This is a genomic window from Agrobacterium deltaense RV3, assembly GCF_900013505.1.
GTDB classification, from domain to species: Bacteria; Pseudomonadota; Alphaproteobacteria; order Rhizobiales; family Rhizobiaceae; genus Agrobacterium; species Agrobacterium leguminum.
Map to the genome: position 1 here is coordinate 2,695,588 of NZ_LT009745.1, position 19,574 is coordinate 2,715,161.

Annotated in this window: 16 protein-coding genes and 2 riboswitches; of the genes, 3 read left to right on the forward strand and 13 right to left on the reverse strand. The window is 59.7% G+C overall.

Annotation, left to right across the window (positions count from 1 at the left end):
• Positions 1–126: 126 nt before the first annotated feature.
• The 6 genes from AGR7B_RS13575 to AGR7B_RS13600 all read right to left on the reverse strand — a co-directional run bounded on the left by AGR7B_RS13575 (position 127) and on the right by AGR7B_RS13600 (position 6,669).
• A complete protein-coding gene (locus AGR7B_RS13575; RefSeq protein ID WP_080856862.1) occupies positions 127–843 on the reverse strand; it encodes a thiamine ABC transporter ATP-binding protein in 717 nt (238 codons plus the stop codon).
• Positions 840–2,465, reverse strand: a complete 1,626-nt coding sequence (gene thiP / locus AGR7B_RS13580; protein ID WP_080856863.1) for a thiamine/thiamine pyrophosphate ABC transporter permease ThiP — start codon at positions 2,463–2,465, stop codon at positions 840–842. Before thiP ends, AGR7B_RS13575 begins: the two co-directional genes overlap by 4 nt.
• Positions 2,466–2,484: 19 nt before the next feature.
• Positions 2,485–3,498 (reverse strand): thiamine ABC transporter substrate binding subunit, encoded by a 1,014-nt coding sequence (gene thiB / locus AGR7B_RS13585; RefSeq protein ID WP_080856864.1) that lies wholly within the window; start codon positions 3,496–3,498, stop codon positions 2,485–2,487.
• 39 nt (positions 3,499–3,537) lie between these two features.
• Positions 3,538–3,648: riboswitch (TPP riboswitch) on the reverse strand.
• A 45-nt stretch (positions 3,649–3,693) separates the two neighbouring features.
• Positions 3,694–4,086, reverse strand: a complete 393-nt coding sequence (locus AGR7B_RS13590) for a VOC family protein (RefSeq protein WP_003520331.1) — start codon at positions 4,084–4,086, stop codon at positions 3,694–3,696.
• A 98-nt stretch (positions 4,087–4,184) separates the two neighbouring features.
• Positions 4,185–6,011, reverse strand: a complete 1,827-nt coding sequence (locus AGR7B_RS13595; RefSeq protein ID WP_078052335.1) for an ABC-F family ATP-binding cassette domain-containing protein — start codon at positions 6,009–6,011, stop codon at positions 4,185–4,187.
• A gap of 4 nt (positions 6,012–6,015) precedes the next feature.
• The gene (locus tag AGR7B_RS13600) at positions 6,016–6,669 is read right to left on the reverse strand and encodes a thiamine diphosphokinase (protein WP_080856865.1); all 654 of its coding nucleotides are present in this window, start codon (positions 6,667–6,669) and stop codon (positions 6,016–6,018) included.
• 89 nt (positions 6,670–6,758) lie between these two features.
• Positions 6,759–6,835, forward strand: a riboswitch (SAM riboswitch).
• Between the two features lie 83 nt (positions 6,836–6,918).
• Here AGR7B_RS13600 and metA point away from each other — a divergent pair.
• Both metA and AGR7B_RS13610 read left to right on the forward strand, forming a co-directional pair.
• Complete coding sequence (gene metA / locus AGR7B_RS13605; RefSeq protein WP_080856866.1) at positions 6,919–7,845, forward strand: homoserine O-acetyltransferase MetA; 927 nt, start codon at positions 6,919–6,921, stop codon at positions 7,843–7,845.
• A 72-nt stretch (positions 7,846–7,917) separates the two neighbouring features.
• On the forward strand, positions 7,918–8,937 hold the full coding sequence (locus AGR7B_RS13610; protein WP_080856867.1) for an aldose epimerase family protein: 1,020 nt from the start codon (positions 7,918–7,920) through the stop codon (positions 8,935–8,937).
• Between the two features lie 15 nt (positions 8,938–8,952).
• Here AGR7B_RS13610 and mtgA read toward each other — a convergent pair whose 3' ends face one another.
• Positions 8,953–9,699 carry a monofunctional biosynthetic peptidoglycan transglycosylase gene (gene mtgA / locus AGR7B_RS13615; RefSeq protein ID WP_078052332.1) on the reverse strand — a complete coding sequence of 249 codons (747 nt, stop codon included), beginning with the start codon at positions 9,697–9,699 and terminating at the stop codon, positions 8,953–8,955.
• Between the two features lie 137 nt (positions 9,700–9,836).
• On the opposite strand from mtgA, the gene AGR7B_RS13620 reads away from it, so the two are divergent.
• Positions 9,837–10,751, forward strand: a complete 915-nt coding sequence (locus tag AGR7B_RS13620; RefSeq protein WP_080857104.1) for a polyprenyl synthetase family protein — start codon at positions 9,837–9,839, stop codon at positions 10,749–10,751.
• Positions 10,752–10,781: 30 nt separating this feature from the next.
• On the opposite strand, the gene AGR7B_RS13625 is transcribed toward AGR7B_RS13620, so the two are convergent.
• The 6 genes from AGR7B_RS13625 to AGR7B_RS13650 form a co-directional block, all read right to left on the reverse strand.
• Positions 10,782–11,444: a YiaD family glycine zipper/OmpA-like lipoprotein gene (locus AGR7B_RS13625; RefSeq protein ID WP_003520323.1), complete on the reverse strand. Its 663-nt coding sequence runs from the start codon at positions 11,442–11,444 to the stop codon at positions 10,782–10,784.
• A 66-nt stretch (positions 11,445–11,510) separates the two neighbouring features.
• Entirely contained in the window at positions 11,511–12,761 is a 1,251-nt protein-coding gene (ispG, locus tag AGR7B_RS13630) for a flavodoxin-dependent (E)-4-hydroxy-3-methylbut-2-enyl-diphosphate synthase (RefSeq protein ID WP_078052331.1), read from the reverse strand.
• Positions 12,762–12,881: 120 nt separating this feature from the next.
• Positions 12,882–14,072, reverse strand: a complete 1,191-nt coding sequence (locus AGR7B_RS13635; protein ID WP_078052330.1) for an MFS transporter — start codon at positions 14,070–14,072, stop codon at positions 12,882–12,884.
• Between the two features lie 12 nt (positions 14,073–14,084).
• Complete coding sequence (locus tag AGR7B_RS13640) at positions 14,085–14,885, reverse strand: DeoR/GlpR family DNA-binding transcription regulator (protein ID WP_080856868.1); 801 nt, start codon at positions 14,883–14,885, stop codon at positions 14,085–14,087.
• 127 nt (positions 14,886–15,012) lie between these two features.
• Positions 15,013–18,474: a pyruvate carboxylase gene (gene pyc / locus AGR7B_RS13645; RefSeq protein ID WP_078052328.1), complete on the reverse strand. Its 3,462-nt coding sequence runs from the start codon at positions 18,472–18,474 to the stop codon at positions 15,013–15,015.
• 106 nt (positions 18,475–18,580) lie between these two features.
• Positions 18,581–19,318, reverse strand: coding sequence for a helix-turn-helix transcriptional regulator (locus AGR7B_RS13650; protein WP_078052327.1), 738 nt, complete (start codon positions 19,316–19,318; stop codon positions 18,581–18,583).
• Between the last annotated feature and the right edge of the window lie 256 nt (positions 19,319–19,574).

The following is a 19,574-nucleotide window of genomic DNA, read 5'->3' on the forward strand; positions in this document are numbered from 1 at the left end:
TTATTCCTGAAGAACGCAATAATTCCCATCTTTTCTCGGGCAACAACTTGAAACTGGCAAGTGCAAATTAGCGCCATTGAAGTCATCTAAAGCGATTGCCAGCGGCACACGTCGAAAATAAGGCGATCACCCGTTCAGAAAACTGTCCACCGCCTTCACATTTTGTGTGGCGAAGAAATCTGCGGTCGAGCCGACATAGACAACCCGGCCGCGATCAAGAAAAACCACCTGCTGCGCCAGCTTCTTTATGTCTTCGGGATGGTGGGTGACAATAATCACCGTGTTTTTTGTTTCTCCATGCAAGTCGAGAAGCAGGGAGGTCATACCCGCCCGCAGTCCCGGATCGAGTGCCGCAAAAGGCTCGTCGAGCAGCATGACCGGTTTTTTCCTGACCAGCGCACGCGCCAGCGCCGCTCTCTGCCTTTCTCCGCCAGAAAGCGTGCCCGGCAAACGTTTGTCGAAACCCGCCAGACCAACACGTGCAAGCGCCATCTCAATCCGTTCCCGGTCTTCCACCCGCAATTTCAGCCCGGGGCTGACACCGAGAGCGACATTGGTGAAGATATCGAGATGCGCAAACAGATTATTATCCTGAAAGATCGATGAGACCGGTCTTTCCGAAGGATCGAGCGCCGTCATGTCATGCCCGCCGATCATCACGCGGCCGGAATCCGGCGCCTCGAAACCGGCGACGAGGTTGAGAAGCGTCGACTTGCCCGAACCGGACGCGCCGACGACGGCGGTTATCCGGCTCTGCGGGAATGTGCAATCGAGGTCGAAATCCTGTGTTCCAAGCCGCAGCCTGACCTTGTCCAGTTCAACGGCAAAATCATCGCCTGTCATATGCTCGCCCTTGCTGATTGGGATTGCCGTGCGACACCGCCTGCGGCAAGCAGCAGGCAGATGATACCGAGAAGGAAGGCATAACCGGCGGCGTCATTGGTACGATAGCTGCCCATATTGCTGTAAACCAGCCATGGCAGGGTGACGAAACTTTCCGACCCGAACAGGGCAACCGCGCCTAAATCGCCGAGAGACAGGGCCATGGCGAAGGAAAACGCCATGGCCAGCGGCCGCCACAGAACCGGAAGATCGGCGAACCGCAGCCGCGTCAGGCCCTGAAGCCCGAGACTGGCGGAAAGTCGGCCGGTGCGCAAAAAATGACTGGTACAGGCCGGCTCCAGCACGCGCATGGCAAGCGGCAAAGCCATCAGCATATTGATGAGCGCCACGAGGACCGGCGCATAGAAGCTGACATCGCCGAAAACCCGCAATAACAGGAACCACCCGCTTCCCAATACGACAGGCGGCACCAAAAGCACCAGCGAAGACCCTGCCCCCAGCATGGCGGAGAGGAAGCGCAGGGGTTGTCCCGCTCGCCGCCTGGAGCCTATCGCCTGACGCGCGCCGATGATCGCCATACAGCAAAGCACGACAAGGGCTGCGGAGAGTGCGGCGATTGCAAGACTGGTCGCCGCCGCGCGCAGGAAAATCGGCGCGGACAGAAGACGCGGCAGATCGGCCCTCAAACCCGAGACAGCGATGGCGACAAGCGGCAGGCCGATCAGCAGAACAGCGAACACGATTGCCGCGCCATCCCAGAGGCGGGCACCGATTCCCTTTCCTTCGAAACGGCGAAGGGAACGACCAAGCGAGGGAATTTCCGCTTCGGGCGACGGCAAAAAGGCAAGAAGGCCGAGCAGGATTGCGGTGAGGGCAATCTGCAAAACCGAAAGCGCAATCGCCCGCTGCGGATCGAAATCGAACCGTAACGCCTGATAAATCGCCACCTCCAGCGTCGTTGCCGCCGGCCCGCCGCCCAACAGAAGAACGAGCGTGAAGCTGGTGGCGCACAGCATGAAGACAAGCCCGGCAATGCCGGGGACGAGACGCGCGACCGCCGGCCATTCGATAAAACGGAAAATCGAAACCGGCCCCATGCCGAGGCTCGCCGCCATGCGCCAATATTCGCCCGGAATGCGCTCCAGCCCGGCCAGCATCAGCCGCACCGAAAGCGGAAGATTGAAAAACACATGGGCAATGAGGATGCCGGACAGGCCGTAAATGCTGAAAGGTTCATCCGCCCCGGCAAAAACGAGTGCCGAATTCAAAATGCCCTGCCTGCCCCAGATGGTGATGATACCGAAGGCGCCAACGATCACCGGCAGACCCATCGGCACCGCCATCAGCCTGATGATCCAGATCCTTCCCGCAAACGCGCGCCGACGGCAGAGCGCCAGCGCCACCGGCAGGCCGAGAACAATGGAAAGAAGGGTGGAAAGCGTTGCCTGATAAAGCGTGAAACGCAGGATGCGCAGCGTATAGGCATCCATGATGCCGGCAGCGGACGCGCCGGCATCAAAAGACAGGAGAGCTGCAACCGCGAGCGCCATGAACAGGAAAACGGCGGCAAAAGCCGCCGTTCCGAAAATGATCGACCGCCGGTAATCGCGACGCAGCATCATGCGCGGGTGTGCCTCTTCCTCAATGCATGCTCATGGCGGCAAGCCATTCATCGATCCATGCCTTGCGGTTCTTCGCCACCTCTTCCGGATCCATCAGGAAAGTCTTCTGCGGCACCACGAGTTTCGAAAACGCCTCCGGCAAGGGCTTCGAGGTCGCCGCAACCGGCATCATCCAGTTGTTTTCCGGAATGGCATCCTGAAAACCGGATGTTAGTGTGAAAGCGAGGAACTGCTTTGCCAGTTCCTTGTGCGGCGCGTTTTTGAGGAGACCGGAAACCTCGATCTGGATGTAATGTCCTTCGGAAAAGGCAGCGGCCTGATAACGATCCGTTTTTTCAGCGACCATGTGATAGGCGGGCGAGGTGGTATAGGAGAGCACCATCGGCACCTCACCCTTGGTGAAGAGGCCATAGGATTCCGACCAGCCCGGCGTAACGGTGAGAATGCGCTTCCTGAGCTTTTCCCAGGCCTCCGGGGCCTTGTCGCCGTAAACCGATTTCACCCATAGCAGCAGGCCAAGCCCCGGTGTGGAGGTGCGCGGATCCTGAATGACGATTTTCTGGGAGGGGTCGCCTTCCACGAGGTCTTTCAGGCTCGTCGGCGGGCTTTTCACCGTCTGCGTATCATAAATGACAGCGAAATGACCGTAATCATAGGGAATGAAAACATCGTCCGTGTAGCCGCCCGGCACCTTGGCCGCCGATGCATCGATGCCGCCGACATCGAACAAACCGGTCTGTTTTGCTTCCGCGACAAGATTGGTGTCGAGGCCAAGCACGACGTCCGCCTTGGACCCCGCCCCTTCAAGCTTCAGACGATTGAGCAGCGCCACGCCATCGGCCACGCCGACGAAATTGACCGTGCAATTACAAACCTTCTCGAAGGCCTCCTTTACCTTGGGACCGGGACCCCATTCGGAAACGAAGCTTTCATAGGTGTAGACGGTCAGTTCCTGTCTATCCTGTGCAACGGCAAGGCCGGGCAGAAACAGCGAGGCGGCAACGAGGGTATTCAGGAAAAGACGACGGCGCACGGGTATCTCCTCAAAAAAACGATAGGGAAATAGCCGCCTGCGTTAAAGCCGTCTAATCCCTCCGCCGGTATGAACCGGATCAGGTTCTTCGGGTTGGCAAGCCTCTCAGCCTTTCGCACCCAAGCGCAAAAGACACCCCGTTAGATCAAGATGATGGTGTAGTCCCGCCGTCCCCGATTGGCAAGATGGCCGAGATCAGCCCTGTTCCGTCATATGCACCAGTTCCCAGACGTGCCCGTCGGGATCCTGAAAGCTGCCGGCATACATGAAGCCATGGTCCTGAACAGGCTTCCAGCCGCTGCCGCCGGAGGCAAGCGCCGTGGCGATCATCCGGTCGATTTCTTCCCTGCTTCCGGCGGAAAGACAGGTCAGAACCTCGGTGGTTCGCGTCGCGTCGGCAATATCGCCGTTGATGAAATCGCGGAAACGTCCCTCCTGGAGAAGCATCACGAAGATGTTCTCTTCCACGATCATGCAGAGCGTGCGGTCATCCGAATATTCCGGGTTGAAGCTGAAACCGAGAGCAGTGAAGAAGTTTCTTGATGTCTCGATATTCTTGACCGGCAGATTGACGAAAATCATGCGCATTTTCACAACTCCTCCAAACGAACGCCGGCATAGAACGGCAATTCTGCTTTTCTGTCAAAGGCCGAAGGAGGACCGGTCAAACGGGGAACTGATTGCCTTCAGCCCTCCAGTTCCTCGCGCAGCATTTCCAGTTCCAGCCATTCTTCTTCCATGGCCTCCAGCTTGTCGCGCAGCTTCGACATTTCCTGCGCCAGCGTGTTGAAGGCCGCCGGGTCCTTTGTGAAAAGTTCCGGATCGGCCATGCGCTGCTCGCGTTTTGCGATTTCGCTTTGCGCCTTTTCCATCTCCTTCGGAAGATTTTCGAGCGCGAATTTCTGCTTGAAGGAAAGCTTGCCCTTGGCCTTTGAAGGATCCTGCGATGCAGAGGCCGAAGGTGCGGCCTTCGCCTTTTCCTGTTTCTCAGCCTTGCGTTTTTCTTCCGCCGCGCCCTTGCGCTGCGCCATCATGTCCGAATAGCCACCGGCATATTCGATCCATCGTCCGTCCGGTTCATCCGGATTGACGGGCGCGATGGTGGAGGTGACGGTGCGGTCGAGGAAATCGCGGTCGTGGCTGACGAGGATAACGGTGCCGGAAAAGCCCGCAACGATTTCCTGCAGCAGATCGAGCGTTTCGATATCCAGATCGTTGGTCGGCTCGTCGAGGATCAGAAGATTGGTCGGCCGCGCCAGAATGCGTGCCAGAATAAGGCGCGCGCGCTCGCCCCCGGAAAGGTTGCGGATCGGCGTGCGGGCCTGTTCCGGCTGGAACAGAAAGTCTTTCATATAGCCCGTCACATGCTTCAGTTCGCCGTTGACCAGCAGATTTTCACCGCGGCCATCGGTCAGATAATGCGCGAGCGTATCGTTGGGATTGAGATCCTCGCGCTTCTGGTCGAGCGTCGCAATCGCCAGATTGGTGCCGAGCTTCACCGTGCCGCTATCGGGCTGCAGCTGGCCGGTGAGCATCTTCAGAAGCGTGGTTTTACCGGCGCCATTCGGGCCAACGAAACCGATGCAATCGCCGCGATGGACGCGCAGCGAAAACGGCGCGACGATCACGCGCTCGCCATAAGCCTTGGTGATGGCCTCGGCTTCGATAACGAGCTTGCCGGATTCACGCCCTTCGGTAACGGTCGCCTGCACCGTGCCCTGCGGCCCCTTGTGGCCGCGATATTCCGCACGCATGGCCTGAAGCTCGCCGACGCGGCGCATGTTGCGCTTGCGCCTTGCGGTCACGCCATAACGCATCCAGTGTTCTTCACGCTCGATGGCCTTGCCGAGCTTGTGCTGTTCCAGTTCTTCCTCTTCCAGCACCTTGTCGCGCCATTCCTCGAAATGGGCAAAACCGCGATTGAGACGACGGGACTGGCCACGATCCAGCCAGACGGTCGAGGTCGAGACCTTTTCGAGAAAACGCCGGTCATGCGAAATCAGCACCAGCGCGCTGCGCGTCTGCTGCAGCTCGCTTTCAAGCCATTCGATGGTGGGCAGATCGAGATGGTTGGTCGGTTCGTCCAGCATCAGTATATCGGGCTCAGGCGCCATGACGCGGGCAAGGGCCGCACGTCGCGCTTCACCGCCGGAAAGGCTCGCCGGATGTTCCTGCCCGGTGAGGCCGAGATGCTCAAGAAGATAGGTGACGCGATAGGGATCGTCACCGGGGCCGAGCCCCGCTTCGGCATAGGCCTGAACCGTGTCGTAACCGGCAAAATCCGGAGCCTGCTCCAGATAACGGATGGTGGCGGCCGGATGCCGGAAAACCTCACCCGACTGCGCCTCGACCAGACCCGCGGCGATCTTCATCAGGGTGGACTTGCCGGAACCGTTGCGCCCGACGAGGCAGATGCGGTCGCCCGGTTCCACCTGGAGATTGGCGCCGTCGAGCAGCGGGGTCACGCCGAAGGTCAGCTTGATGTCATCGAGTTTCAAAATTGGGGGTGCCAAGGCGTCAGGCTCCGGTCAGATCATAAGGGCGGGCGAGCACGATGGCTTTTCCGCTTTTCAGCGAGAAATGCACGGGGCCGCCATTCGCGACATTGGAAATAGTGCGGGACGAACCGAAAGCAAGCGCAAAATCCTTCAGCGGATAACGCACATTGCCGATATCGAGCCCCTCAAGGGCGGTAAATCCGGCAATCGAAAACAGCGAGGCGGGCGGCAGATCGATATCCAGCGAACCGGCAAGCAGCGGCCGCGCCTCTTCTTCACCTGACGTCAGCGTAACGTCGATACCACGTTCGGCAAGCGCCACCGCGTAAAGGAGGTGCTGAAGCGCATGGTCGCTTCTCGCGCCGCCAAGCGCACCGACAAGCACAAGCGAATGCGCGCCACGGGAGAGAGCTTCCGATACCGCGATCTCGCCATCCGTCACCGCCTTTGCGGCCGGGTATGGCTGCCGCGCCACATCGGGCCAGGCCTCCAGCAACTCTTTGCTGGCGGAATCGAAATCCCCGACCCACAATTCCGGCGCAAGGCCAAGCGGCCCCGCATGGCGCATGCCGCCATCGGCCGCAATCACACGGCTATCCGCGACCGCTGACTTCAGACGATCGGTCACCGTGACATCGCCGCCAAGCAGAATGGTGAAGCGCTCTTTATCCATGCCCTGCCTTATCGCACCTCGGCCAAAAATGGAAAGCGGAAACCCGATGAAATCGGCCTATATTGATTTTCGCCGGCTTCGGGATTATGAAACGCCTCAGTGGTGATTTGCCGACCGGCTTGCAGCCACTTTAAAGAAGTCGCTAAAGGGTCGAGGAAAAGGGCAATTTCCTGGGACCGGTCGCGATTTCGCTGCCGGTTTTTTTGTTTTCGCAACGTTCTTTACGTGATCCGGAAAAGAGAGTTCGACATGCCGATAAAGATTCCCGATACGCTTCCCGCTTTTGAGACCCTCGTTCATGAGGGCGTGCGGGTCATGACCGAAACGGCGGCCATCCGGCAGGATATCCGCCCGCTCCAGATCGGGCTTCTCAACCTCATGCCGAACAAGATCAAGACGGAAATCCAGATGGCGCGCCTTGTCGGCGCATCGCCGCTGCAGGTAGAGCTGTCGCTGGTGCGGATCGGCGGCCATCGCGCCAAGAACACGCCGGAAGAACATCTCCTGTCCTTCTACGAGACGTGGGAAGAAGTGCGCCACCGCAAGTTTGACGGTTTCATCATTACCGGCGCGCCCGTGGAGACGCTTGCCTACGAAGACGTGACCTACTGGAACGAAATGCGACAAATTTTCGAATGGACGCAGACCAACGTTCATTCGACGCTGAATGTCTGCTGGGGCGCGATGGCCGCCATCTATCATTTCCACGGCGTGCCGAAGCACGAGTTGAAGGAAAAGGCTTTCGGGGTCTACCGTCACCGCAATCTCTGCCCCTCATCGATCTATCTGAATGGCTTTTCGGATGATTTCCAGGTCCCGGTCTCGCGCTGGACGGAGGTACGCCGCGCCGATATCGAAAAACATCCGAAACTCGAAATCCTGATGGAATCCGAGGAAATGGGCGTTTGTCTGGTGCATGAGAAAGAGGGCAACCGGCTCTATATGTTCAACCATGTCGAATATGATTCGACATCGCTTTCCGACGAATATTTCCGTGACGCGAATGCCGGCGTGCCCATCAAGCTTCCGCATGATTATTTTCCACACAACGACCCGGCGCTCGCCCCGCTCAACCGCTGGCGCAGCCATGCCCATCTGTTTTTCGGCAACTGGATCAACGAGATATACCAGACGACACCCTATGATCTCGAAGCCATCGGGCAACTGGCCGCGTAAATTGCGGATTGCGAATTGCCGGGAAATGACGCAACGTCCGCCCGGCAATTCGCAACATCAGGGAGAATGACGATGAGCGACGCGGCGGCTCGGGAGAATTTCGGTTTCACGGCGACGGGCGAAAAAGTCGAACGCGTCACCATCGCGAAAGGCGGGCTGACAGCCAAGGTCATCACCTGGGGCGCCGTCATTCAGGATCTGCGCCTTGAAGGCCACCAGCCGCCGCTCGTCCTCGGCTTCGACAAGTTCGAGGACTACAAATATTCCTCCTATTTCGGCGCCACGCCCGGCCGCAACGCCAACCGCATCGGCGACGGGCGGTTCTCCATCGACGGGCGCGACTACCAGCTGGAGCTCAATGAAAAGGGCGTAACCCACCTGCATGGCGGCAGCGACGGCATGGGCAAGCGCAACTGGATGCTGATGGAACATGGCGAAAGCCACGCGGTTCTGCAGATCATCGATCCCGATGGCCGCGCTGGTTATCCCGGCAATTGCACGGTCACGGCCACCTATACGATCCTCGACGGCGGCGTGCTTTCGGTGGTCTATGAAACGGTGACCGACAAGCCGACCATCGCCAATGTCTGCCAGCATTCCTATTTCAATCTCGATGGCGCAGACACCGCGCTTGGGCATGAGATCAGCATCGCGGCTGATTTTTACCTGCCCACCAATGAAAAGCAGATACCGACGGGCGAAATCCGCTCCGTCGAAGGCACCGTCTTCGACCTGCGCCACCCGACACCGATGCGGCGCAAGGATAATGGCGAGCAGGTTCTCTACGACCACAATTTCTGCCTGTCGCCCGAGCGCCGCGCAAAACGCAAGGTCGCCCGCGCCTATTCGCCGGCCTCCGATATCGCCCTTGAGGTTCACACCACCGAGCCCGGTGTGCAGTTTTATTCGGCCTTCAAACTGGACGTTCCGGTTCCCGGCCTCGATGGCCGTCACTACGGCCCCTTTGCCGGTTTCTGCCTGGAAACGCAGATTTGGCCGGACGCCGTTAACCACCCGGATTTTCCGCACGCTATCCTGCGGCCGGGTGAAACCCTGCGTCAGGAAACCGACTATATTTTCAGGAAAAGCTGACGCGGCGCGCCGGGGTCAATCCAGCACGCAGCCGACATAGCCGCCGGAGGCACGCGCGCGCCGTTCGATAAGGCCGGCAAGCCGTTGCAATCCGCGTCCCGGCTTGCTGGCGACGCGGTCTATGGGATTAGGCAGCGAAACCGCCAGCAGCGCCGCCTGACGGGAGCTCAGTTTTGCGGCCGGCACCTTGAAATGGTGCTGGGCGGCAGCCTCGATTCCATAAATGCCCGGTCCCCATTCGGCAACGTTGAGATAAATCTCCATCATCCGTTTTTTCGACCAGACGAAATCGGCAGCAATCGCCAGCGGCAACTCCAGCCCTTTGCGCAGGAAGGAGCGGCCGTTCCATAAAAACAGGTTCTTGGCCGTCTGCATCGGAATGGTGCTTGCGCCACGGGTGGACGCCCCGTCGAGCGCGTTGCTGACCACGGACTGCATCTGGTTCCAGTCCACGCCGCCATGAAAACAGAATTGCCCGTCCTCGGACATCATCACGGATTGAACAAGGCGCGGCGAAATATCCTCGAGCGGCACCCAGCGCCGGTCATAACCCTGAAAGGTCACCAGATCGGCGAGCATCAGCGTCGAGACCGGCCGGATAAACGGCAGCGCATAAACCGGAATCAGCAGATAGGGCAGGATCAGCAAAGCCAGCAAGGTCATGACGATACGCTTTGCCAACGTGCGAAAATCCACCTTCGGACTGCTCCGGTCTTCCGCCAGTACGGCGTAATCTGCGTCGCTTTCAGGCGTACTGCTCAATATTCGTCAAAGCCCCGCACCAATTGAAGCCTTTCATAGTCCATTGCCGCCTTCAAGGCGAGTCCGCTCAAATAGTTGCACCTCTGGAATCACGAAAAGGTTTGCCTGCATTCGCGCGGCATGCCAAAGAGCGCGGCATGGACGCTGCGATGACAAATTTCGAAACGAAGCTGCGCGAAAACGCAGCCAAAACCGAAGCCCTGCTTGGCCGCCTGCTTTCTGGCGAAGCCCGCGCGGATGAGATCACGCGCCCGCAAAACCTGCTCGACGCCATGCGCCATGGCGTGTTGAACGGCGGTAAACGCCTGCGGCCGTTCCTCGTCATCGAAAGTGCCGCCCTTGCGGGCGGGAATGCCGAAGCCGCCCTTTATGTTGGCGCGGCACTGGAATGCCTCCATTGTTATTCGCTTGTTCATGACGATCTGCCGGCCATGGACGACGACGACCTGCGCCGCGGCCAGCCGACCGTGCATCGCAAATTCGATGAGGCGACCGCAATTCTCGCCGGCGACAGCCTGCTGACGCTTGCCTTCGATATCATCGCATCGGACGAAAATCCGCTTTCGGCCGAGCGCAAGGCCGCGCTCGTACTTTCGCTTGCCCGCGCGGCGGGCATCGGCGGTATGGCCGGCGGCCAGGCGCTCGATCTCGCTGCGGAGAAAAAAGCACCTGATGAAGCCGGTGTCATTACATTGCAGGCTATGAAAACCGGTGCACTGCTGCGTTTTGCCTGCGAGGCAGGCGCAATCATCGCCGGCAGCGATGTTTCCGAAAGGCAAAGGCTGCGTCTCTTCGGCGAAAAGATCGGCCTCGCCTTCCAGCTTGCCGACGACCTTCTGGATTTGACGGCCGATGCCGCCACCATGGGCAAGGCAACCGGCAAGGACGCCGCGCGCGGCAAGGGAACGCTCGTGGCGCTGCGCGGCGAGGACTGGGCGCGCAACCAGCTGCGGGAGCAAGTGGCGGAAGCCAGCGAACTGCTGGCCCCTTATGGCGAAAAGGCCGCGATTCTCATCGCGGCCGCCAGATTCATCGCTGAACGAAAGAGCTGAGCGGTTTCCACTCAGCTTTTCATTACCCAATCAGCCCTTAAGCGGCGAAATCAGCACTTCGACGCGACGGTTCTGGGCGCGGCCATCCGGCGTTGCATTCGAAGCGATAGGCTGCGACGGGCCGAAGCCGAGCGTCGAAATACGGCGCTGATCGACGCCACGCGCGCCGAGATAATTGGCGACCGATGCGGCACGACGTTCCGAAAGGCCCTGATTGTAACCGGCGCTGCCGGTCGAATCGGTATGGCCGTTGATGTCGATCAGCGTGCGGTTGAACTTGTTCAGCACGATGGCGACGGAATCGAGCGTCTGATAGAATGGCGGGATGACCTGATCCTGGTCCGTCGCGAAGGTGATGTTCGACGGCATGTTGAGAACGATGCTGTCGCCACGGCGGGTAACCGAAACGCCGGTTCCCTGAAGCTGGGCGCGAAGCTCGGCTTCCTGGCCATCCATGTAATTGCCGATGGCGCCGCCGGCGAGCGCGCCGATGCCCGCACCGATAAGCGCGGCATTACGGCGACCGGTCGGCGAACCGCCGACGGCCAGACCGCCCAGAGCACCGACCACGGCGCCGATGCCGGCGCCGCCCGCCGTGTTCGACATCTTCTGCTCACCCGTATAGGGATCGGTGGTGGTGCAGGCGGAAAGATAGGTCCCGCAAAGGGCGACGATCGCGATTTTTTTGATCATGTGTTTTGATGCTCCGAGAGGTTCAGGAGGTATGACAGTGGAATTCCGGCCTTTTCACGGTACTCTTTACTCCGCCGCATCTTTCCGGCCAAAACGCTTTTCGATGTAATCGATCACAAGCGCTTCAAAATCGGCGGCGATATTGGGACCACGCAGGGTCAGCGCTTTTTCACCGTCGATAAAGACGGGCGCTGCCGGGCTTTCGCCGGTTCCGGGCAGGGAAATGCCGATATCGGCATGTTTGCTTTCACCGGGGCCGTTGACGATACAGCCCATGACGGCAACGTTGAGCGCCTCGACACCCGGATATTTCTCACGCCAGATCGGCATGTTCTTGCGAATATCGTTCTGGATGTTCTGGGCAAGTTCCTGAAAGACGGTGGACGTGGTGCGCCCGCAGCCGGGACATGCCGCCACGACCGGAATGAACTGACGGAAACCCATAACCTGCAGCAATTCCTGCGCCACCTGCACTTCGCGGGTGCGGTCACCATTCGGCTCAGGCGTCAGCGAAACGCGGATCGTATCGCCAATGCCGTGTTGCAGAACGTAACCCATGGCGGCGGACGAGGCGACGATGCCCTTGGAGCCCATGCCCGCTTCGGTGAGGCCAAGATGCAGGGCGTGATCGGAGCGTTCCGACAGCATGGAATAAACGGCGATCAGGTCCTGCACCTGGCTGACCTTGGCCGACAGGATGATGCGGTTGCGCGGCAGGCCGATCTCTTCGGCAAGCTCGGCGGAAATCAGCGCCGACTGAACAATGGCCTCACGCGTGACCTGACGGGCGGAGAGAGGGAAACCCTGCTCCTTGTTCTTGTCCATCAGCGTCGTCAGAAGTTCCTGATCGAGCGACCCCCAGTTGACGCCGATTCGCACCGGCTTGTCGTAGCGGATCGCCATTTCGACGATCTCGCCGAATTGCTTGTCCTTCTTCTCCTTGAAGCCGACATTGCCCGGATTGATGCGGTATTTCGCCAGCGCTTCGGCGCAGGCCGGATGATCGGCCAGAAGCTTGTGGCCGATATAATGGAAATCGCCGACAAGCGGCACATCAAGCCCAAGCCGCAGCAACCGCTCGCGGATTTTCGGCACGGCGGCCGCACTCTCGTCGCGGTCGACGGTGATGCGCACGATTTCCGAACCGGCCCGGAAGAGCGCCGCCACCTGTTGCACGGTGGCGTCGATATCCGCCGTATCGGTGTTGGTCATCGACTGCACGACGACGGGCGCGCCGCCACCGACGATGACACCGCCCACGTCTACGGCGACGGATGCGCGGCGGGGCTTGGGATCGTAATCGGCATGTGACGTCATGGCGGTCTCTGGAGCTTGCGGCAAGGTCTGGCAATTGAGGTGAAACAGGCAAGCCTGCTTGTCAACACCCAACGCATGAGAGCTTCTACTTTACCGCAATCATGGCAAAATTCGAGACGCCTATTCCTTGCCCGCCCCATCCGCATGGCGGGCGAGCCGCGAAAGCAACAGAACCACCACATGCAAGAGCGGCAGGGCGATGAAGACGCTGGCAAGGCCTGTATGCTCGGCAATAAAGCCGATGGCCGATGGCGCCACCAGAATACCAGAATAGCCCATGGTGGTGACCACCGAGAGACCAATGCCGGGCGCCAGTCCCGGCATGTTGCCGGCGGCGGAAAAGGCAATGGGCACCATGTTGGAAATGCCGACGCCGGCAATCGCGAAGCCGATGATCGCAATAGTGGAATTTCCCGCAAGACCGGCAATGAGAAGACCGATAATCGACATGGCCGAACAGAAGCGCAGGGTCGTCACGGCGCCGAAGCGGTCACGCACCAGATCGCCGGCAAACCGCATGGCCGCCATGGTCAGGGAGAAGGCCGCGAAAGCGAAACCGGACTGCGATACCGAAGCACCGAGTTCATTGCGCAGATAAAGCGCGCCCCAGTCGAGGATAGCGCCTTCAGGAATCATCGAGAACAGCGCCATCAGGCCGATGATCCACGGCAGCGGCGTCAGCGGCAGGCCGCCTTTCGGGCGCTCTTCCTCCGGATGCGGACGATCCGCAAGGACGCGCGGCCACGCGATGACCAGCAGCACGAGCGCGATGACCGTCAGCGCAATGGCATGTCCCTGCACACCGATGGCCGTGATGAGATAACCGCCAAGACCGGCGCCGATCAGGCCGCCAAGGCTCCAGAAGGCGTGGCACGATGACATGATGGCGCGGCGCATATCCCGTTCCACCGCTACCGCATTGGCGTTCATGGCGACATCCATCGCCCCCGTCAGCCCGCCGAACAGAAACACCGCAATCACCCCGGCCCACACCGTGCCCGCCCAGGAAATGAAAAGCAGAGTCGGCAAAAAGATCGCCGCTGTGACGAGACTGACCGTACGCGAACCGAAACGGGCGATCTGCGAACCGGCAATCGGCATGAAAACCAGCGAACCGATACCGAAAACCAGAATGATCAGGCCGAGCGCGCTCTCACTGAGGGACAGGCGCGCCGCAAATTCCGGAATCTTGGGCGCCCATGACCCCATCATGAAACCGTTCATCAAGAACAGCAGGGAAACGCCCAGCCTGTGCCGCGTCAGATAGGACGAGCGTATGCCTGTCGGCGAAAATGTCGTGGGGCCATTCATCGGCAATATCCTTCAGACTTGACCATGAGAAAACTGAACGGCGTCATCTTCGCCGCAATAAACCTGTACGCCCTTTGCCGACAGCGCCTCGACGAATGCACGGTCGGCATCCTGTTCCAGTACGAGGGAAAGAGGTGGAGAAAAATCATGCACATGGAAAGCTGCCCTGTGGCCGAGCTTTTCCGTGGTGATGGCGGCGACAATCCGCTGGCTGGCGCTGCAGGCAAGCCGCTTGAACACCGCATCCTCGAAAACATCCGCCGACAGACCCGTCTCGGCCGCAACGCCGCAGACACCGAGAATGCAGAGATCGGGCCGCATCAGTTCGAGCTGCCGAAGCGCCATGGCGTCGATCGCAGCACCTACGGCCGGATCGACCTTGCCGCCGATCAGCACCAGATCGCTATCGGCCCGCCCCGTCAGTTCAGCGGCAATGGCGGGCGTATTCGTCACCACCGTCAGGTTGAGCCCGGCCGGAAGCGCCCTTGCAATGGCGAGATTGGTGGAACCGGCATCGATGAAGACGACCATGCCCGGTTCGAGAAGCGGGACAGCGGCGCGCGCCAGCAGGGCCTTGCGGTCCGCATCCTCGGCAATCCGCGTTTTCAGCGGCACCGTTTTGCTGTCGGAAAGCAACGCTCCGCCATAAACGCGCAGGCATTCGCCCCGGGCTGCCATCTCACGCAGGTCGCGGCGCACGGTGTCTTCGGAAACGCCGAAATTCTGCGCGAGATCCTGCGCCAGCACCCGGCCGCTTTGCCGTAACTGCGCAAGGATGAGCGCCTGCCGCTCGCTGACAAAATGATCGCTCATCGAAACCCATGCATAAACCGGAATAAACGTGCACGAACATGCATATTCGAGTTTTCACGGCTACGCAACAAAAAACGCCCGCCGGAGAGGCGGGCGTCTGACACTGCATCGATGATCGGATACGGCTTTATTCTCCGTAAGCGATCAACAGATCCTTCGCATCGATCTGGTCGCCGGGGCGCACCAGAACTTCGGCGATCTTGCCGTCGCGTTCGGCGTGAAGCGCGGTTTCCATCTTCATGGCTTCGATGGAAAGCAGCACGTCACCGGCCTTGACCTCCTGGCCCTGATTGACGAAGACGCGGCTGATCACACCCGGCATCGGCGCGCCGATATGAACTGCATTGCCGGGTTCGGCCTTGCGGCGCACGGCGGAGCCGGAAGCGCCATGGGCACGATCCGGCACCTTGATGCGGCGTGGCTGACCGTTGATCTCGAAGAACACCGTCACCATGCCCTTGTCATCCGTGCCGGACGAGGCCTGATTGACGATGACCAGCGTCTTGCCGCGTTCGATATCGGCAAACAGTTCTTCGCCGTCCTCCATGCCGTAGAAATAGGCATGGGTGGGCAGCACCGAAACCGGGCCATAGGTCTCGGCTGTCAGCGCGAAATCCGTGAATACCTTCGGATACATCAGATAGGACGCGAACTCGAAATCGTCGACCTTGCGCTCCAGCTTCGTCTCGATCACTTTCCGTTCGGCATCGAGATCGGCATCTTCCAGCAGCGAACCCGGACGAACCGTGTAGGGCGCTTCGCCCTTCAGCGCCTTTTTCTGCAGGCCTGCCGGCCAGCCGCCGGGCGACTGTCCAAGATCGCCCTTCAGCATCGACACCACCGATTCCGGGAAAGACACTTCACGATCAGGGTTTTCAACGTCGGCGACCGTCAGATCCTGACTGACCATCATCAGCGCCATATCACCGACGACCTTGGAGGACGGCGTCACCTTGACGATATCGCCGAACATGCGGTTGGCGTCTGCATAGGCCTGCGCCACCTCGTGCCAGCGGCTTTCGAGACCCAGCGAACGCGCCTGTTCCTTGAGGTTGGTGAACTGGCCGCCCGGCATTTCATGCAGATAGACTTCCGAGGCCGGTCCCTTGAGATCGCTCTCGAAGGCGGCATACTGGTTGCGCACGGCCTCCCAGTAGAAGGAAATGCGGCGGATCCATTCGGTATCGAGACCCGTATCGCGTTCCGACCCCGCCAGCGCCTCCACGATCGAGCCAAGGCATGGCTGCGACGTATTGCCGGAGAAGGCATCCATTGCGGCATCGACGGCATCGACACCGGCATCCACGGCCGCAAGAACGGTCGCGGCGGAAATGCCCGAGGTATCGTGGGTGTGGAAATGGATCGGCAAACCGGTCGCCTCACGCAGCGCCTTGAACAGAACCCTGGCGGCGGCCGGTTTCAACAGGCCCGCCATGTCCTTGACGGCGATGATATGAGCCCCGGCCTTTTCAAGCTCGGCGGCAAGGTTGGTATAATATTTGAGATCGTATTTCGGACGCGCCGAATTCAACAGATCGCCGGTATAGCAGATGGTCGCCTCGCAGAGCTTGTTCTCCTCGGCAATCGCATCCATCGAGACGCGCATATTCTCCACCCAGTTCAGGCAGTCGAAGACGCGGAAAAGATCGACCCCGCCCTTTGCAGCCTGACGGACGAAATATTTGACGACATTGTCCGGATAATTCTTGTATCCGACGCCGTTCGCGCCGCGCAGAAGCATCTGCAGCAGCAGGTTCGGCGCGCCTTCGCGGATCAGCGCAAGACGCTCCCATGGGTCTTCCGTCAGGAAGCGCATGGAAACGTCGAACGTCGCCCCGCCCCAGCATTCCAGCGAGAGAAGCTGCGGCAGCGCCTTGGCGTAAACGCTGGCGACTCGGGCGATATCATGGGTGCGAACGCGGGTGGCCAGCAGCGACTGGTGCCCGTCGCGCATGGTCGTATCGGTAACCAGAACGCGTTTTTCATTGCGCATCCAGTCCGCAAAGCTCTTCGGGCCAAGCCTGTCCAGCAACTGCTTGGTGCCATCGGGCGTCGGCGCATCGATATAAGGCACGACGGGCTTGGCCGCTTTTTCGGACGGCCTGGCGCGACCCTTGGTTTCCGGGTGGCCGTTGACGGTCACGTCGGCAAGATAGGTCAGGAGCTTGGTGGCGCGGTCCTGACGCTTGACCTGCGCAAACAGTTCCGGCGTCGAATCGATGAAGCGGGTCGTATAGGTGTTGTTGCGGAAACTGTCGTGACCGATGATGGCTTCGAGGAAGGTGAGGTTGGTCGCGACGCCGCGAATACGGAATTCGCGCAGCGCGCGGTCCATGCGGTTGATCGCCTCATCCGGTTGCGGCGCCCAGGCCGTTACCTTGACGAGCAGCGGATCGTAATAGCGGGTGATGACAGCGCCGGTATAGGAAGTGCCGCCATCCAGACGGATGCCGAAGCCAGAGGCGGAACGGTAGGCGGTGATACGGCCGTAATCCGGAATGAAGTTATGTTCCGGGTCTTCAGTGGTGATACGGCACTGCAGCGCATGGCCGTTGAGACGGATATCCTCCTGGCGCGGCACGCCGGATTCCGCAGTGCCGATGGCAGCGCCTTCGAGAATATGGATCTGCGCCTTGACGATATCGATACCGGTAACGACTTCGGTGACGGTATGCTCCACCTGGATGCGCGGATTGACCTCGATGAAATAGAATTTGCCCGTATCGGCATCCATCAGATATTCGACCGTGCCGGCGCCGATATAGCTGGTGGCGGCGGCGATCTTCAGGGAGTAGGCAGCAAGTTCCTGACGCTGCGCTTCGGTGAGATAAGGCGCGGGCGCCCGCTCGACCACCTTTTGATTGCGGCGCTGGATCGAACAATCACGCTCGAACAGATGCACGACATTGCCATGCGTATCGCCGAGAATCTGGCTTTCGACGTGGCGAGCACGCTCGACCAGCTTTTCCAGATAGACCTCATCCTTGCCGAAGGCGGCTTTCGCCTCGCGCTTGGCTTCCGTCACCTCACGGGCGAGATCTTCTCGTCTGCGGATGGCGCGCATGCCGCGTCCGCCGCCGCCCCAGGAGGCTTTCAGCATGACCGGATAGCCGATTTCCTCGGCCATGCGCTCCACTTCCGCCATATCGTCGGGCAGCGGATCGGTAGCGGGAACAACGGGGACGTTGACCGAGATCGCCAGATTGCGCGCAGCCACCTTGTTGCCGAGCTGGCGCATGGTATCTGCCGTCGGTCCGATGAAGGTGATGCCGGCCTTGTTGCAGGCCTCCACGAATTCAGGGCTTTCAGACAGAAGACCGTAACCGGGATGGATCGCGTCCGCTCCGGAGAGCTTGGCTACGCGAATGACCTCCTCGATCGAAAGATAGCTCTCGATCGGTCCCATATCCTTGGCGAGATGCGGCCCCCTGCCGACCTGATAGGATTCGTCCGCCTTGAAGCGGTGCAAAGACAGCTTGTCCTCTTCCGCCCAAATCGCAACGGTTTTAATCCCAAGCTCGTTCGCTGCCCGGAAAACGCGGATCGCAATTTCGGATCGGTTGGCAACAAGTATTTTCGATATTTTCAAGACGGTCTCCCCACACGCCAAAACAAAATTTCTGCTGCACTGCGGAATTAAGCAGCAAAACCCGGTCTTGGAAAGGGCAATTCCGGCGAGAACTGTCCTGTTTGCGCTAGCTCAGCAAACCATGACGAAAAGCAAGTGCCACTGTATGCTGCCGGTTCTTTGCGCTGAAACGGCGCTGAATTCCGTTGATATACCAATCGACCGTGTGGTTGGAGATCGATAGTTGGCGTCCAATTTCGGTGGAGGTCATGCCGTCCGCCATCAGCGTCAGCACCTCCATTTCGCGCCTCGTAAGCTCGAGAGCGGAAACGTCAGGAGCATTGCTGAAGCCGTGGGACTGACCGGAAAGATCGAGCAGGCGCCAGAATACGGCACGCGTGGCCGCATCCAGAAGTTCCACCTGCAAAGAGGGCAATTGCCGATCCTGACCGCCAATGAAGACCGCACCGATGAAGCCCGCGCGGCCATGCACGGGAAAGGCGTAACCACCCTGCAGACCGTACCGGCCGGCATCGTGGAAAAAGACGCTCGCCCTTTTGCGATGCATCGCACGTGGCAGGCCCTCCAGCGCTTCCTTCCACTGAAACGGCTTGTGCACCATGCCGATCACCTTGCGGACGGGATCGACGAGATTGTATTTCTTGGCCCTGTAGACCTCCAGCCAGCCTTCGGGCAGATGTTGCGCAAGGATGTGTCCGGTGGAGGCGAGCTCCCCGGTCATCCGCCTGCTGACAAGAAAATAGTCGAAACCGTATTCGCGAATGAGCGTTGCAAATTCGGAACGAACGCGGTCGGCGCTTCCCGTCTGGTAACACGCAGAGATGAAGTGAAGAATATCATGCATAAAGACACGGGGTCCGGAGCTTGGCTTGAAGGGAATGACACGAAGGACGTGGTCCCGCGATGACGTCATGTTACTCGGGCGCCGGTCGGTTGAGATTGAACATATCGTCGTTAGCAATCCCTGAAACGAAGATGCGAAATCTTGTGACGGCAGTCCCCGGGAAACATCGGGTTCGGTTTTTTTCGGTTCGCACGCGCGGTCAATCTGTTAAGCCGCCATTCAGACAGAAAGAGCGATAATTACACAAATTTCGCCG